The sequence below is a fragment of the Oceanobacillus picturae genome, assembly GCF_000612865.1.
GTDB classification, from domain to species: Bacteria; Bacillota; Bacilli; order Bacillales; family Amphibacillaceae; genus Oceanobacillus_B; species Oceanobacillus_B jordanicus.
The window spans coordinates 72254-86952 of sequence record NZ_CCAX010000002.1; the positions used below are offsets into that span (position 1 = coordinate 72254).

At 40.0% G+C, this 14699-nt stretch carries 18 protein-coding genes and 2 other annotated features (1 of these 20 cut by a window edge); of the genes, 9 read left to right on the top strand and 9 right to left on the bottom strand.

The window, feature by feature from the left end; translation table 11 throughout:
• Positions 1 to 66 precede the first annotated feature (66 nt).
• From BN988_RS11415 to BN988_RS11425, 3 genes are all read left to right on the top strand, one after another.
• Positions 67 to 612 (top strand): histidine phosphatase family protein, encoded by a 546-nt coding sequence (locus BN988_RS11415; protein WP_036576905.1) that lies wholly within the window; start codon positions 67 to 69, stop codon positions 610 to 612.
• 46 nt (positions 613 to 658) lie between these two features.
• A complete protein-coding gene (locus BN988_RS11420; RefSeq protein WP_036576907.1) occupies positions 659 to 1213 on the top strand; it encodes a histidine phosphatase family protein in 555 nt (184 codons plus the stop codon).
• Between the two features lie 67 nt (positions 1214 to 1280).
• The gene (locus tag BN988_RS11425) at positions 1281 to 1721 is read left to right on the top strand and encodes a hypothetical protein (RefSeq protein WP_036576910.1); all 441 of its coding nucleotides are present in this window, start codon (positions 1281 to 1283) and stop codon (positions 1719 to 1721) included.
• A 65-nt stretch (positions 1722 to 1786) separates the two neighbouring features.
• Here the strand turns inward: BN988_RS11425 and BN988_RS11430 are convergent, their stop codons facing one another.
• From BN988_RS11430 to BN988_RS11450, 5 genes are all read right to left on the bottom strand, one after another.
• Positions 1787 to 2863 carry an NAD(P)H-dependent flavin oxidoreductase gene (locus BN988_RS11430; RefSeq protein WP_036576911.1) on the bottom strand — a complete coding sequence of 359 codons (1077 nt, stop codon included), beginning with the start codon at positions 2861 to 2863 and terminating at the stop codon, positions 1787 to 1789.
• Between the two features lie 155 nt (positions 2864 to 3018).
• The gene (locus BN988_RS11435; RefSeq protein ID WP_036576913.1) at positions 3019 to 3495 is read right to left on the bottom strand and encodes a DUF2975 domain-containing protein; all 477 of its coding nucleotides are present in this window, start codon (positions 3493 to 3495) and stop codon (positions 3019 to 3021) included.
• A gap of 310 nt (positions 3496 to 3805) precedes the next feature.
• Positions 3806 to 4588: an ATP-binding cassette domain-containing protein gene (locus BN988_RS11440; protein WP_036576917.1), complete on the bottom strand. Its 783-nt coding sequence runs from the start codon at positions 4586 to 4588 to the stop codon at positions 3806 to 3808.
• An 18-nt stretch (positions 4589 to 4606) separates the two neighbouring features.
• Positions 4607 to 5374, bottom strand: coding sequence for an aliphatic sulfonate ABC transporter permease SsuC (gene ssuC, locus BN988_RS11445; RefSeq protein WP_036576918.1), 768 nt, complete (start codon positions 5372 to 5374; stop codon positions 4607 to 4609).
• 23 nt (positions 5375 to 5397) lie between these two features.
• Positions 5398 to 6360 (bottom strand): sulfonate ABC transporter substrate-binding protein, encoded by a 963-nt coding sequence (locus BN988_RS11450; RefSeq protein ID WP_036576921.1) that lies wholly within the window; start codon positions 6358 to 6360, stop codon positions 5398 to 5400.
• Between the two features lie 275 nt (positions 6361 to 6635).
• Here BN988_RS11450 and BN988_RS11455 point away from each other — a divergent pair, with 275 nt between their 5' ends.
• Together BN988_RS11455 and BN988_RS11460 are read left to right on the top strand one after the other, a co-directional pair.
• Entirely contained in the window at positions 6636 to 7124 is a 489-nt protein-coding gene (locus tag BN988_RS11455) for a DUF3231 family protein (protein WP_036576923.1), read from the top strand.
• A gap of 25 nt (positions 7125 to 7149) precedes the next feature.
• Positions 7150 to 8391 carry an MFS transporter gene (locus tag BN988_RS11460; RefSeq protein ID WP_036576925.1) on the top strand — a complete coding sequence of 414 codons (1242 nt, stop codon included), beginning with the start codon at positions 7150 to 7152 and terminating at the stop codon, positions 8389 to 8391.
• 43 nt (positions 8392 to 8434) lie between these two features.
• Here the strand turns inward: BN988_RS11460 and BN988_RS11465 are convergent, their stop codons facing one another.
• The gene (locus tag BN988_RS11465; RefSeq protein WP_036576927.1) at positions 8435 to 9046 is read right to left on the bottom strand and encodes a YitT family protein; all 612 of its coding nucleotides are present in this window, start codon (positions 9044 to 9046) and stop codon (positions 8435 to 8437) included.
• Between the two features lie 426 nt (positions 9047 to 9472).
• Between BN988_RS11465 and BN988_RS11470 the strand changes: the two genes are divergently transcribed.
• Genes BN988_RS11470 through BN988_RS11480 form a run of 3 tightly spaced genes read left to right on the top strand, consistent with a single transcriptional unit; the run spans position 9473 to position 11373 of the window.
• Entirely contained in the window at positions 9473 to 10108 is a 636-nt protein-coding gene (locus BN988_RS11470; protein WP_036576929.1) for a hypothetical protein, read from the top strand.
• 15 nt (positions 10109 to 10123) lie between these two features.
• A complete protein-coding gene (locus BN988_RS11475) occupies positions 10124 to 10684 on the top strand; it encodes a GNAT family N-acetyltransferase (RefSeq protein WP_036576932.1) in 561 nt (186 codons plus the stop codon).
• Positions 10685 to 10737: 53 nt separating this feature from the next.
• Positions 10738 to 11373, top strand: coding sequence for an HAD family hydrolase (locus BN988_RS11480; RefSeq protein ID WP_036576935.1), 636 nt, complete (start codon positions 10738 to 10740; stop codon positions 11371 to 11373).
• A 93-nt stretch (positions 11374 to 11466) separates the two neighbouring features.
• On the opposite strand, the gene BN988_RS11485 is transcribed toward BN988_RS11480, so the two are convergent.
• Both BN988_RS11485 and BN988_RS11490 read right to left on the bottom strand, forming a co-directional pair.
• A complete protein-coding gene (locus BN988_RS11485; RefSeq protein ID WP_036576938.1) occupies positions 11467 to 11763 on the bottom strand; it encodes an MGMT family protein in 297 nt (98 codons plus the stop codon).
• 1 nt (position 11764) lies between these two features.
• Positions 11765 to 12121 (bottom strand): DUF488 domain-containing protein, encoded by a 357-nt coding sequence (locus tag BN988_RS11490; RefSeq protein WP_036577490.1) that lies wholly within the window; start codon positions 12119 to 12121, stop codon positions 11765 to 11767.
• Positions 12122 to 12273: 152 nt separating this feature from the next.
• Between BN988_RS11490 and BN988_RS11495 the strand changes: the two genes are divergently transcribed.
• The gene (locus BN988_RS11495; RefSeq protein ID WP_036576940.1) at positions 12274 to 13122 is read left to right on the top strand and encodes a DUF72 domain-containing protein; all 849 of its coding nucleotides are present in this window, start codon (positions 12274 to 12276) and stop codon (positions 13120 to 13122) included.
• Position 13123: 1 nt separating this feature from the next.
• Here BN988_RS11495 and BN988_RS11500 read toward each other — a convergent pair whose 3' ends face one another.
• On the bottom strand, positions 13124 to 13864 hold the full coding sequence (locus BN988_RS11500; RefSeq protein ID WP_051557903.1) for a tryptophan-rich sensory protein: 741 nt from the start codon (positions 13862 to 13864) through the stop codon (positions 13124 to 13126).
• 373 nt (positions 13865 to 14237) lie between these two features.
• Positions 14238 to 14461 (top strand) — a binding site (T-box leader).
• Positions 14462 to 14593: 132 nt separating this feature from the next.
• Positions 14594 to 14699, top strand: a binding site (T-box leader) (it continues 114 nt past the right edge of the window).

The following is a 14699-nucleotide window of genomic DNA, read 5'->3' on the forward strand; positions in this document are numbered from 1 at the left end:
GGTTTATAGAATTTTATGGAATCATGATAGGCCAACCTTGAAATAGGAGATGGGGGGATACGAAACATGACTAAAAATATATACATCATCAGACATTGCAAAGCGGAAGGACAAGTACCGGATGCTCCATTAACAGAAGAAGGATTCATTCAAGCAAAGGAACTAGCCAAATCCTTATCAGATTTAAAGGTAGATAGAATCATTTCAAGCCCATTTGTTCGAGCTATCCAGACGATTAAGCCCTTTGCAGAAAACAAGGATATAGATATTGAGGTAGATAGTCGTTTAGCCGAACGCGTACTTAGCACCGCCTTTCTTACGGATTGGATGGAAAAGCTAGAAGCGACTTTTAACGATACGGATCTTAAGTTTGAAGGTGGAGAATCAAGTAATGAAGCAGCGAAGAGAATTGTAGAGGTAATCGATGAGATTGTAGTTAGTGGCACGGAAGATACAGTGATTGTCTCACATGGAGGAATTATCTCCTTATTACTAAACGTCTATGATAAAAGCTTTGGGTTTGAACAATGGATGAGTTTACGCAATCCAGATGTCTACCATTTAAAGGTTACCGAGACCGGCGCTAATTTTAACCGTTTATTGAAAGATTGATTAGTAGTTGGTATAAAACGTAGTAGAAGTTAGGGGGTTGTGGCATTTGCCTACAAACTTGTATTTTGTGAGACATGCTCATTCCATCTATACACCAGACGAGTTGGGAAGGCCTTTATCTGAACGTGGCTTTAATGACGCAAATATCGTAACTGCATTACTTAAAAATGAAGCTATTGATGCTGTCTATTCAAGCCCTTATAAGCGGGCCATCCAAACAGTTGAAGGGATTGCAAAGTACATAGGTAAAGAGATTAAGATAATAGATGACTTCAAAGAAAGAATCCTCGCGGAAAAGCCTGTAGAAGATTTTACAAAGGCGATTACGCAGGTTTGGGAGGACTACGAATTTTCATGGGCTGGTGGCGAATCAAACAGGGTTGCACAAAAAAGAGGGGTGAATGCAGCTTTAGACGTACTAGAAAGTAACAAGGGAAAAAATGTTGCAATAGGCACACATGGTAACATAATGGTTTTGATTATGAATTTCTTTGACAGTAAATTTGGATTCGAATTTTGGAACCAACTTGAAATGCCAGATATTTATAAACTATCTTTTGAGAGGCAAGAGCTCATGTGGGTGAAAAGGGTATGGAAATAAGAAACTTTGGTTTAAAATATCGGAGGTTCACTTCTTCAATGAAGAAACGGTTATAGGAGAAGAAAATATGCAAAAATTACAATTAGAAAAATGGTTGCTAGAAGTAGATGTAGGTAGGACGAGAGAATACTATAAACAAGATCAGGAACTTTGCAATTGCGTAGATTGTAAAAACTATAGAGAAGCTTTTACACAGATGGATCCTCAGATTACGCAGTTATTTAACGAGTTAGGTATTGAGCCAACAAAACCAGACTTGTTATCAGAGTTTGGGGAGGCTAAAGATGGACTACACCTTTATATTGGGCATTATTATTTGGCTGCAAGCTTAATTGAAGGAAAGTATTGTTTGGATTCTGATTGGACTTCTGAAAACACGGCTACTTTAGGCAATTTTACTTTTGGATTTGCGGAAGCGGACCTAAGTGAAAAGGATGATTTACCGATGCCTGGCCTTTGGCTAGAATTTGAATCAAAAATCCCGTGGGTCCTACATGATCCCCAGTAAGGTCCCTCTACTATGTAACAAGAACATAGTAGAGGATAAATAATTTTCACCATTGTAAAAAGTCGTTAAGTAGAAAACCCTAATTTTTTCGCTTCCATAATGATCGATTCCATCAGCATACGGACGGTTTGCCTTTTTGCCATTGTGGCGTTTTGGCCTGCCCAAAGAGACATAAAGTCCGTCTTACCCTGATTAGCACTAGCTTTTCGAACATCCTTTGTTAGGCTATTTTGTACAGGAAAAGCTGGTAATTGATGTTCATTCGCTCTCATAGAGGAGATAAATTCGTTCTGTATTCCTCTTGCCCACTTTCCGGAAAAGGAGCGGGTTATAACAGTTTGGTCTTCCTCTGCGTTCAAAATGGCATCTTTATGCAGCTCATTTGCTCCACTTTCCAAACATGTCAAAAAGGCTGTACCCATTTGCACCCCCTGGGCTCCTAAGGAAAGGGATGCCATCAAGCCTCTACCTTCCATAATTCCTCCAGCAGCAATAACAGGAATACCTACATTGTCGACTACTTGGGGAATAAGTGACATTAAGCCGACCATACTCTCATCATTCGACTGGAGGAAGTTGCCACGGTGACCGCCAGCCTCACTGCCTTGTACGACAATGATATCTATCCCGGCCTTCTCTATGGCAATAGCTTCCTTCACCGTAGTTGCCGTGCCCATAAGAAGTATATCGTGTTGTTTTAAATGGTCTATTACTTCGGTAGTAGGGATGCCAAAAGTAAAGGAACAAATGGGCACTTTTTCTTTTATTACTACATCAATTTGTTCCAAGAAAGTGTTATATAAATCATTAAAATTTGGTTTATCAATAGTCTTTTTCTCTGGTAGCTGTAACGTACGCCGAAACTGGTTCAACTCCTCGTTAGCAGAAACTATTTCTTCTTCTGTCACATGAAATTCATTTGGTACAAACAGGTTTACTCCAAAAGCATGTTGAGTCAATTGCTGCACCTCTCCTATTTGTTTGCGGAGCTGGTCAGCTGACATGTAACCTGCTCCGATCATTCCCACGCCTCCAGCATTAGAGACCTCTGTAACCAAACGAGTCGTCGTTACACCTCCAGCCATTGGTGCTTGGATAATCGGGTACTTCACTTTCAAAAGATCAGTCACATTATGTAGCATGCTTTATCCCCTTCTTCTTCTAGATTCTTAAGAATTTTTGGTAGCTTCAGAAGTGAAAGTCCTGCTGTGTTTCTTATTCTAAGTTACTTCTTTCTTATGTGGGTTTCAACCATCACAGTCAAAAGGTGAGAATAATACAGTAAATTCTCTTTCCCTCAAACAGTTAATTCATTCTCAGTTTTGAGTTGCAAAGCTCTACTTAAAAGGTTCTGTAATACAGCTGCAAAGAATGCTATGACAGCGGAACAGAAGATGATCACTAATCCGATAAGTAATATTCCGGGATTGGCAGCATTTAGGGAAAGAAGGGTGACAAATCCTACCATGTACAAAACACTAATGACTAAAGCGCAATACTTAATATTTTTTAATGAAAATAAGGTCTTTGTCGAGAAAGCTTTATTATAATCAATATAGCGTAAGAGCTTTAATGCTTGGTACAGGGCAATGAAGAATGGGAGGGTTGTCACAAGTAAGCCAACTAATAATGGGTATTGTAAATAGGCAATCTCTGGATACATTTCAGCGAAAAAGTTTGCCTGATATGGTAGCCAAAAAATACTTAGAGCGAGTACGATTATCCCAATAATGACTATAGCAGACTTCAAAAAAAGCGTTGTTCCTTGTTCCATATCCTACACCTCATCCTGTTTGTTTTTTACATCTTACTATATTATTTATTGATTATCAATAAAATTTTATCGCGGAGAAACCGTCCGTAAGGCTTCCACTTCAAAACATGAAGTGGAAGTAAACGGACGCTAACACCCCGATTCGTTCAACTAACAATCAGTGGGGGAAGAACGAAAACCCCCACTGATTGCAGGTTCACTTTATCAATTTTCAGTCATCTGCAAACAAAAGAAAAAGGCCTCTTCATGAGAGGTCCCGGTCTGAAGAGTATATCTTCCTCAAGACTTATTAAGTTGAGGTATAAGAACGTTAAACTTTTGTAGTGTTAGGGTAAGAACGAAGTAGCGTGATCTTCTTTTGCTGTGTGCGTCCCATGATTCTGTCTAATATTTGATCCAGATACATTGAAAATGGCGTGCTCGTACGCTGACGTGGTCTTGGTAAATCGATAGACTGGTTCAGACTAATATAACCATTTTCAATGACGATAACACGATCGGCAATGGCTACAGCCTCTTCCACATCATGTGTTACCAAAATGGCTGTAAACTTTTTTTGCTGCCAAAGGTCCTCAATAAGTGCCTGCATTTCTAAACGGGTTAATGCATCTAGCGCACCTAAAGGTTCATCAAGTAGTAATAGGGATGGTTCATGTACTAAAGCACGAGCTAAGGCAACGCGCTGTTTTTGTCCGCCGGAAAGCTTGGCTGGCCAGTCTGCAATTCTGTCTTCTAGTCCTACTAGCTGTAAAGCTTTCTTAGCTCTAGCCTTTCCCTCTTTCGTGAGGCCAAGTGACACATTATCGATTACTTTTTTCCAGGGAAGTAGACGGCCATCTTGAAACATCATGCGCGCTTCGCTATTTAGTTCTGCTAGCGGTCGTTGATCCATGATCAATTGTCCCTTACTAGGCGTTTCTAAACCTGCCAGTAACCGAAGCAGGGTGCTTTTCCCACATCCACTTTTTCCAACAATTGCAACAAATTCTCCCTTTTTAATAGATAAATTAATATCCTTTAACACACTTCTTCCAGGGTAATTCTTTTCAATGTGCTTTGTTTCAATATGAAATTTTGGTTCCTTTTCTTTCAAGTTCTTTGCCTCCTTTCTTTACGATCCATTCCAACGAAGCAATTTCCTTTCAAACAGCTTGGCAATGACATCCGATAGTTTTCCGAATAAAGCATAGAGAACAATACTTAGAACAATCACATCCATTTGCATAAATTCTCTTGCATTCATCGCCATATAGCCAATTCCGGAATGTGCGGAAATCGTTTCGGCTACAATAAGTGTTAACCACATAACGCCAAGAGAAAAGCGCACACCGACAAGGATGGAAGACATGGCTCCAGGCAGTATGACATGAAAGAATAATGCTTTTCCCTTTAAACCATAGGCCTTTCCCATTTCAATTAGTCCTTTGTCTACAGATTTAATTCCGTGATAGGTGTTGATATATACTGGAAACATCACACCTAGCGCAACAAGAAAAATCTTGGAGGTTTCATCTATTCCAAACCACAGAATTACCAGAGGAATTAAGGCTAGATGGGGAATATTTCGTAGCATTTGGATTGAGGTATCAAAGAAAAGTTCTGCAAAACGGAAAATACCATTAAACAAGCCAAATGCAAATCCAATAACACCACCGATGAGAAAACCAATTAATGCCCTGCCAAGGCTGATGGAAACGTGGTCCATCAACTCGCCTGTGGAAGATAAGTCAATTGCCGCTTGAAACACTTGTGTGGGAGCTGGAAGGATGCGGGAGGGAATAATACCTACTACGGATAATAGCTGCCAGCCAACCAATAGCATAATTGGAACTAGCCATGGTATGAGTTTTTCTGATAAGTTTTTTGTTGAAAATTTCACGATCCTGGCCCTCCTTTATTTAATCAGTTATTCGCTAAAACATCTTTCACCTGAATTTCTTTCGGTATAATATCCAGTTCGTAAAAAGTATCCGCTATTTCTTGTTGTTCCTTTAAGATTTCTTCATTTATTTCATCCACTCCATATGTTCGCCTCTTTATGGACTTCAGAATAGAGTCCTCTTCAATGTTAAGAATAGGGGTTAGTATTGTTGCGAGTTCCTCCTGATTACTATTGGCCCAATCAGATGATTTTTGTATTTCGTCTAATAGAATGTCAATCATCTCTGGGTGATTCTTTTCAAAGTTTTTAGTCGCAATAAAAAAGTCTCGATCTGTTGTTAAGCCTTCCCCATCTATTAGGAGCTTGCCGTCAGAATGTAGCTCTGTGGAGGCTGTATAAGGATCCCATACCACCATCGCATCGATGTTCCCTTGCTCAAAAGCAATTCGTGCATCACCTGGTGACAAAAAGGCAGGTGATATATCGCTATACTGCAATCCTGCTTCTTGTAATGCTTTTACAATTAAATAATGGGAACTGGAGCCTTTTGCAAAGCCGACTTTTTTTCCTTTTAGATCTTCTGTACTTTGAATATCTGAGTCATTTGGTACGAGAATCCCACTTCCCTTAAATTTTGACTTGCCAGCAGCCACCATAACAAACGGGGCATCTGCAGCTTGTGCAAATATGGGAGGGGAATTTCCGGTTCTGCCAAAATCAATACTTCCTGCATTTAAAGCTTCCACTAAGGCTGGGCCCGCCTGGAATTGCTTCCACTCGACTGTGTATCCTTCCTCTTCTAACCGTTCTTCCAATGTACCGAGCGATTTTAAAATAATGAGAGGTCCATTTTTCTGATAGCCAATACGAATTACCTTGTCTCCCTCGGAGTCTGCTTCCGATGATCCACCGCTCTGACTACAACCAACAAAAAGGAACAAACAAATAGCACTTATAAACAACAACTTCATTTTCTTTTTCATTAATCGAACCTCATTTGCATAAATTTGCGCAGGTGCTAGCTCAGTTTGCAAAACGAAACAACTACCAACTAGAGGCAGAGGAAAATTAACCAAAGAGAAGCTCTGCGTTTTTCTTATCTGGTTTTAGCCTATGTTTGAATGAAAAGTAGGTTCCTGTCCATTGTAAAATAATACCCAACATAAATTTTTATGCTATGTGGAAAGCTAGTCAGGGAGAAAAGGTATTATGTCTGTATATCTAAGCATTAAATGAAAACATCTTAGGAGGGTAAGAAATGAACAGTAAAGAAGAGGAGGCGCTTCACGCTGGCGAGGTTTATAACCTGTGGTCTTATCTTTATAATACAAAATGCTTTTGTGTCACCATGCAGGTTTTAATTAATCATACAGGGGACAATGATTTAAAGGTGTTATTGGAGGATGTGCTGGAAAACGGTTTTACCCAGGAAGAACAACAAGTCGAAACATTGTTGAAAGAGACTGGGATTCGCTTGCCGCCAGCACCGCCGGATCGCCCAAATGTGGAAACACAGGATATCCCGGCTGGAGCACGCTTTAATGACCCAGAGATTGCTGCCCTTGTGCAAAAGGAGCTTATAGCGGGTCGAATGACGTCTAGTTATATCATCGGAATTAGCTTCCAAGAAAAGCTTCGTACCATGTTTGAAGAATTTAATACACAAAAGGAAGAATACGAACTGAAGCTACTAAAACTAACAAAGGAAAAGGGCTGGATTGTGTATCCGCCAATTAATACCAAATAAAGGATTTTAGTAAAGGAGTAACGTGATGGTAAAGGCTGCAAACAAGGGGATGACAATACTTGCAATTGGTTCTATCCCCTTAATAATGACACTTGGTAATTCCATGTTAATCCCAATTTTCCCTAAAATGAAATCCTCATTAGAGCTATCACAAATGCAAGTTAGTTTAACGATCACCGTGTTTTCCATTGCTGCTGCCATCCTTATCCCGATTGTAGGATATCTTTCTGATCGCTATTCAAGAAAAGCAATTATTCTTCCATCCCTGTTCTTATTTGGTTTGGGTGGTTTACTAGCGGGATTAGGCGCAGCTGTTTTCTCGGATTCTTATACATGGATCATAATTGGAAGAGTATTACAAGGTATTGGAGCAGCAGGAACAGCACCAATAGCAATGGCATTAACGGGAGATTTGTTTAAGGGCGGCGAACAAAGTAGAGTCTTGGGGATTTTTGAAGCATCAAATGGACTGGGTAAGGTTTTATCCCCTATTTTTGGCTCCTTAATCGCCCTAGCTGTCTGGTATTTTGTCTTTTTTGCTTTTCCCATCATAAGCTTTCTTTCGTTGATCCTCGTATGGCTGTTTATTAAAGAAAAAAGCTTTAAACAGGCTCCTCCACCGTTTAAAAAATATGTAAGAGGTTTGTTAAGTGTTTTTAAACACGAGGGAAGGTGGCTCTTTACGACCTATCTTGCAGGCGGAGTCTGCCTGTTTACTCTATTTGGAATCTTATTCTTCCTTTCCGATGTTCTGGAGACGAAATACTCGATAGATGGGGTGCTCAAAGGTCTTCTGCTGGCAATTCCTTTACTTGTCATGGTCATCACATCTTACATTACGGGAAGTAAAATCGGGAAGAATCTAGTGAGGATGAAACGATTAGCAATACTTGGACTTGTCCTCATGACCCTATCTTACAGCCTTCTTACTTTCTTCGAAAAGCTGATTCCTTTTCTTATTGTACTGGCCATTAGCAGTGTGGGGTCTGGTCTTGTCCTGCCTTGTGTAAATAGTATTATCACAGGAGCAGTAGGAAAAGAACGCAGGGGCTTTGTCACTTCCTTATACGGTTCCGTTCGATTTCTTGGTGTGGCACTTGGTCCACCTGTTTTCACTCGTTTAATGGATTGGTCTAGAACGGGCATGTTTCTTTCTGTTGCAGCCCTAACATTTATTGTAGGTCTCCTTGTTTTCTTCTTACTACATGTAAAGGGGATGGATGGGAAAGACGAAAAGAAAACAGCAATTCGTTATTCGTATTTTTAAGCCATGAGCCCGGCTATTTTAGGGCGCAATACATAGCGTTTTGTCATTTCCTTCTCCAACTAATCGTATAACTTTGATAAAAATCTAACTGGCATATTAAGTTAACCATTCTTGTTGAGATCCATTGGCTTCCAAGTGCGAGAAGAATGATTTTCCAATCGATCACAGCGGCTGTAAATATAAAAACACAGCAATTAATCCAGAATAATGGTTGTCCTGGAGAGATACTCCTTTTATGTGAGACAATCAGGGCAATTACCCCAACACCTCCATTAGACACCCCTTGTCGCATTAACAGCCCTATCCCTGTGCCAAGTAATAACGAGCCACAGAAAAAATCCAAGAGAAGATTGCGATCCGTTATAATGAAAGTTTGTTCAAAAAAAAGAATAGAAACCGAAGTCATTGTAATTCCAATAACGGTCCAGACTGCAACCCTTTTACCGAGGTATTTTACTGCAAGCAAAAGCATGGAGGCATTGACTAGCCATAAGGCAAGCCCTGTATTGAGATGGAACCAATAGGTTAACAATACTGCGATCCCTCCAGCCCCACCAGATGGGATGAAATGAGGAAACAAAAATAGCCCCATTCCCATTCCTTGAAGAGACCCTCCAGCTATAACAATTATGGCTTTTACTAGTAGGTGTGTCATCAGATTCCCCCTAAGGAGGCTCTAATGAGACGCCCATTAGGACAACCCCCTTCATCATCCTATTCAGATCAGCCTTTAATCATGTTTTAAAATCTCAGGAGATTGTGCTGCGATGTGAAGAATATAATCAGTGGAAAGGGCTTTACCCCGGTGCAACCGTCCGTAAGACTCCCACTTCAAAACATGAAGTGAAATCGTAGTTTTGAGTGGGAGTAAACGGACGCTAACACCCCGATTCGTTCAACTAACAATCAGTGGGCGAAGAACGAAAACCCCCACTGATTGCAGTTTCACTTTATAGTGGTGCCTTTTATTGTTTAATTAGGATATAATAAACCTGTCAGAATATAGAGATCTATGGAAAAATAATACATAATGTATGGAGTAGAAGAATTATTGACGTTGCATAGTTAAAGGGGGAACCATATGGAACCTGCATTACAGTATCACTGGGAGATTTTTATTGTGGCCGAGGTGCTATCCATAGCATCGTTGCTTTTATTTTGCGTTTTTAGATACTTTTTTAATAAACAAAGGCTTAGTAGAGGGTTTATCGCCTTATTTTTAGCCTTGTTAGCAGCAGAGGCGCTACTAGGGTTATTTGTATATCAGGAAACTAGCGAAATCTCCAGCTTTTTAATCATTGTTACTGTTTTTGTTATTTATGCTTGTACTTTTGGTATAGCAGATTTTAAGAAGTTGGACCGATGGATGCGCAGGAAGATTGGGACATTTCGTGGTGTAGAGCTATTAACAGAGAAAGACTATGAGATTATCCGTAGGGACATGGACCCCAAGTATAAGGCAAAAAAATATCGCATTTCTTCTCTCATACATTTGGCTGTTTTTCTGGTAGCTCAAGCCATCTTTTGGAGTTTAGGGACAGATAGTTTAGCCGAAGTGAAATGGTACCTGACTGATTTTTCTTGGGTAGAAAGAGGCGAAGCGGAAGGATCTCCTTATCCAAATGAAACGATTTTTTCAATTGGTGTGATATGGGGGCTTGTTTTTATCATTGACTTTTTGTATTCATGGTCGTATACACTATTTCCGAGTAAATAAAGGAGCGGGTTTATTATGGAGAAGGTACTACAGGATTTTCCTGTACTAGAAACAGAGCGTTTAATTTTGAGGCAAATACGTAAAACAGATGCTAGGAGCATGTTGAAATATCTATCGGATAAGGATGTAATGGAGCATTACGGATTATTGCCTTTTCAAACGGAAGAAGAGGCACTCGATGAGATAGCCTGGTATGATTCGATCTTTGCTGAAAAAACAGGGATTAGATGGGGGATTACCATCAAAGGGGTGGATGAAGTAATTGGCAGCTTTGGTTTTCTGAACTATGTGGCGCAACATTCTCGTTCCCAAATCGGTTATGAGTTAGATAAGCAATATTGGGGAAAAGGTATAGCAAGTGAGGCAATCGAAGCGATACTGGAATATGGGTTTGGGGAAATGAATTTACAACGCATTGAAGCATTAATTGAACCGCCAAACGTGGCATCATGTAAGCTCGTCGAACGAAAGGCTTTTATTAAGGAAGGCTTGCTAAGAAGTTATGAGTTTAATGGAAAAAAGTTTGATGACCTATACATGTATTCCCTATTAAAAAGCGACTATGAGTCTATGTGACAAGTAGTCAAGTTTAATAGTGCAATTAACATTTTGACAAGGGGTGAAGCGAGATGAAAGCCATTTTATTTGATTTTGATGGGACATTAGCGAATACACTACCTGTTAGTTTCTATGCCTTTCAACAGGTGTTCCACACGTATGATGGAAAAGATATCTCGGATGAAGATGTTAAGAATATGTTTGGTCCTCCCGAGCCAGAAATTATTCGGGGTAACCTGCAACATTCAGATAAGGAGAAGGCAGTTGACCTGTTTCTTGAAATTTATGAGAAAAACCATAAAGCGTTAGTAGAGCCGAATCAGGAAGTTACGGACATGATCCAAAAGCTCAAAGAGCGCGGGTATAAACTGGCAATCATCACAGGGAAGTCTAGGGCAAGCTTGGATATTTCTCTTAAAGCATTGGAAATGGATAAAGCGTTGTTTGATACCATTGTTACTGGGGATGACGTGGTGAACGCGAAGCCCAACCCCGAAGGTATTCTTAATACATTGCGAGATATGAATATCGAGAAGAGCGAAGCAATGTTTATCGGAGATAGTAACGCGGATATTGAAGCGGGAAAGCAGGCAGGTGTAGCCACTGTAGGAGTACAATGGCTACCTGAATTCCAATCTAGTGAATTTACAATGAAGCCTGATAAAATATATAAAAAAGTATCCGATTTTACACAGTCATTTGGTTAATAACAGAAATAGTTGGCATAGAAAAATTCAAGATTCATTTAGTCCATCTTATTTTAAATAGCGAGATGGACTGGATGCGAATCGAAATTTCCCCTAACGATTCCAATTATGTTGCTTCATTTGTACCCTGCCTTTTTGGTCAAAGGTGACACCTTCTTGCTCAAGAAGGTGTCGCTGGTTCGTAAATCCTGGGGCGAGTTCTCCTGACTTCTTCACGACGCGATGGCTTGGTAGATTGCGTTCAGGTGGTGACTGCCTCATCGCCCACCCTACTACTCTAGCATTATGTGGCTGTTCCAACATCCCAGCAACTTGGGAATATGACACCACATGTCCTCGAGGGATCTGGGCAACGAGGTCATATACTTGATCAAAAAAACCTTTATTCATATTATTCTCCTTCTAATACTTCCTTTAACACATTAACGTGATTATAGGTTTTATCTTTAGCTCCGTATAACAAAACGAGTCGTTCATTCGTAGCCATTTCCTTTAATTTTCCAAGCGCTTCCTGCTGTTCTTCATTCTGTGCCAATTCTTCCTTATACATTTGCTTAAATTTATCAAATTTATCTGGATCATGATCAAACCATTTTCTAAGCTTTGTACTAGGTGCTACTTCTTTCGCCCAACAGTCGACGCCAGCATCAGCCTTTGAAATACCGCGTGGCCACACTCTATCTACCAACACTCGGTTGCCACCTAATTTGTTTTCTTCCTCATAGATTCTTTGCAATATGATAGAGATGGTAAACCCTCCCTTGGTTTGTTTGTTAGCTTGTCCTTTATTATAGAACATGCATAAAGGTGGAACAATTAATTAGAAAAGAAAAAAGGGAGACTCTTGCTGCTTGTTTTTTCACGTTTTCTTGCATTATCCTATCTGTAGGAGGGATGGCAATGATATACATAGGATTAACAGGCTGGGGGGACCATCATGCATTATATCCCCCACAAATAAAACCGAAGGATAAACTACAAGAATACAGCAGCCACTTTCCCGTTGTAGAGGTGGACAGTTCTTTCTATGCCATTCAGCCAGAAAAAAATGCAAGGAAATGGGTCAAGGAGACACCTGATAATTTCCGTTTTATCGTGAAGGCATATCAAGGGATGACAGGACATCAGCGTGGGGAGGAAAACCAATTCTCCTCAAAAACGGAGATGTTCCAAGCATTTATAGACTCCCTAAAGCCCTATCTACAGGCAAATAAATTAGCGATGGTTCTTTTTCAATTTCCACCATGGTTTACCTGTAAAAAAGAAAATGTTGACTACTTACGCTATTGTAAAAAGCAAATGGGCGATATCCCAGTTGCCTTAGAATTCCGTAACCAGACCTGGTTCGACGAAAGGTTTAGAGACCAAACACTTGAATTTATGACAGCGGAAGGTTGGATTCACTCCATCGTAGATGAACCCCAAGCAGGGGATGGCTCCGTACCAATCATTCCTGTTGCGACAGATGAGAAGGTGACTTTAATTCGCATACATGGTCGAAACCTCTATGGCTGGAACAAGCCTAAGGATGCAAATTGGCGAGAAGTTCGCTATTTATATAACTATAATGAGCAAGAACTGCTGGAATGGAAGGAGCGCATCCTACAGCTAAGCAAGCAAACGAAAGATATTGTCGTTCTATTTAACAATAATTCGGGTGGAGATGCAGCAGAAAATGCAAAGACTTTTCAGCAAATGCTGGGCATTGAATTCGAAGGTCTAGCACCTAGGCAGATGGATTTGTTTTAGTCTAGCTGAAAATTCTGTGCCTCCGTCTTTTAAGACTTGTGAAGAAGCTGTATAAAATAAACGCACTCACAATGATGATACAGCCGATAAGCACCCATTGTAGTGCGTTACTCTGTAGATTTATCATAATCACACTAAACGTCCAAATTAACACGAGTGGGTAAAACAGATCCCTTTGATAGAGAATGGTGGAGATAGCAACCAAGCTAATCCCGAGTACCGCAACGAGCGTCCAACCTGTTTCTCCTATCCCAATAAAGGAGAGTGCGTTACTTCTTTCTATATAAGTGAAAACATTTACGATACTGGCTAAAGATACCCATCCAGTATAGATTGAAAAAGGTGCATAGTCCCATGTATTGCTGGCTTTATGGCGGTGTACCTTTTGATAAATCCCTACTAGTGAAAGCAATAATAAAATAATAATGCCTGCTGATAACAGGATCATCTGCTGGGTGAAGGTAATAATCCATAAGCTGTTCAATACAAAATTTAAGAGAATCATAAAACGTAGCTCTCTGTAAAGATCTGCTTTTGGGTCGCGAGCGAAAAAACCTTTTATAATCCAAATGAACAAAAGTATATAGATGAGTCCCCATATTGAAAATGCATACCCAGCTGGCTGGATAAGGGCTGGATCCTGATTGGCAATTTGACCTACTTGGGATCCAACAGAATAATTCACAAAAATCATACCAGCGAAAAAGAGTAAATATATAAGTGAAATTTTCCACGGATGCATAATAAACTCCTCCTAGAGCGGTTCCTTTTTCTCAACTCTTCCCTGTCTAGCCAAGAAGTAAAACAAGACTTCGTAAGGACATTTCGAATTTTTGAAAAAAGTATTGCCTTTTTCAAGTATTTGTAATAGCATATATAAAAATTAGTTATAAGTGCGTGTTCAAAAAGGAGGATAAAAAGGACCGAGAAGTTCGAGGCGGCGTAGCTTTGAGTACCGAAACGTATGCAATTAATACGTGAGGAACGGAAAAGCAAGCCAACGAGCTTCCACAGGATGTGGTGACTTCGACGTTCGACACAGGACGTGTCGGAATTTAGTCGAAGGTCATCAGTACCGATGTGTCATTTTTACCGGATTTTTTGAACAACCTCTATAAGTAGTGAAGAAGAGGAAATGCATTATTTTACCGGTTATCAGAGAGGGAAGGCTTGCTGGAAACTTCCTAACGCAGGGAAATAAATGTACCACCTCAGAGCTGTATCGGGGAAACTAAGTAACCAATACCGTAATTGCTGCGTTAAAGCAACCAAAGCCAGTGAATCTTTCATTTCATTGGGAAATTGGGTGGAACCACGAACATACACATTCGTCCCTTATACCGGGATAGATGTGTTTTTTTATTTTAGGAAAATATAACTTATAGCTATGGAACAAAAGACAACATAGTAACATTTTGAAGACTCCAGTACACAATCTTGACAAATCGATCGATGGCAAGTTATCTAATAAAAACATGCTAGGAAAAGGATAGGTATTATTTTTACAGCTAACAGAGAGGGAAGAATTGCTGCGAACTTCCCAGTGATGGAAAATAATACACCACCTTGGAGCCGTA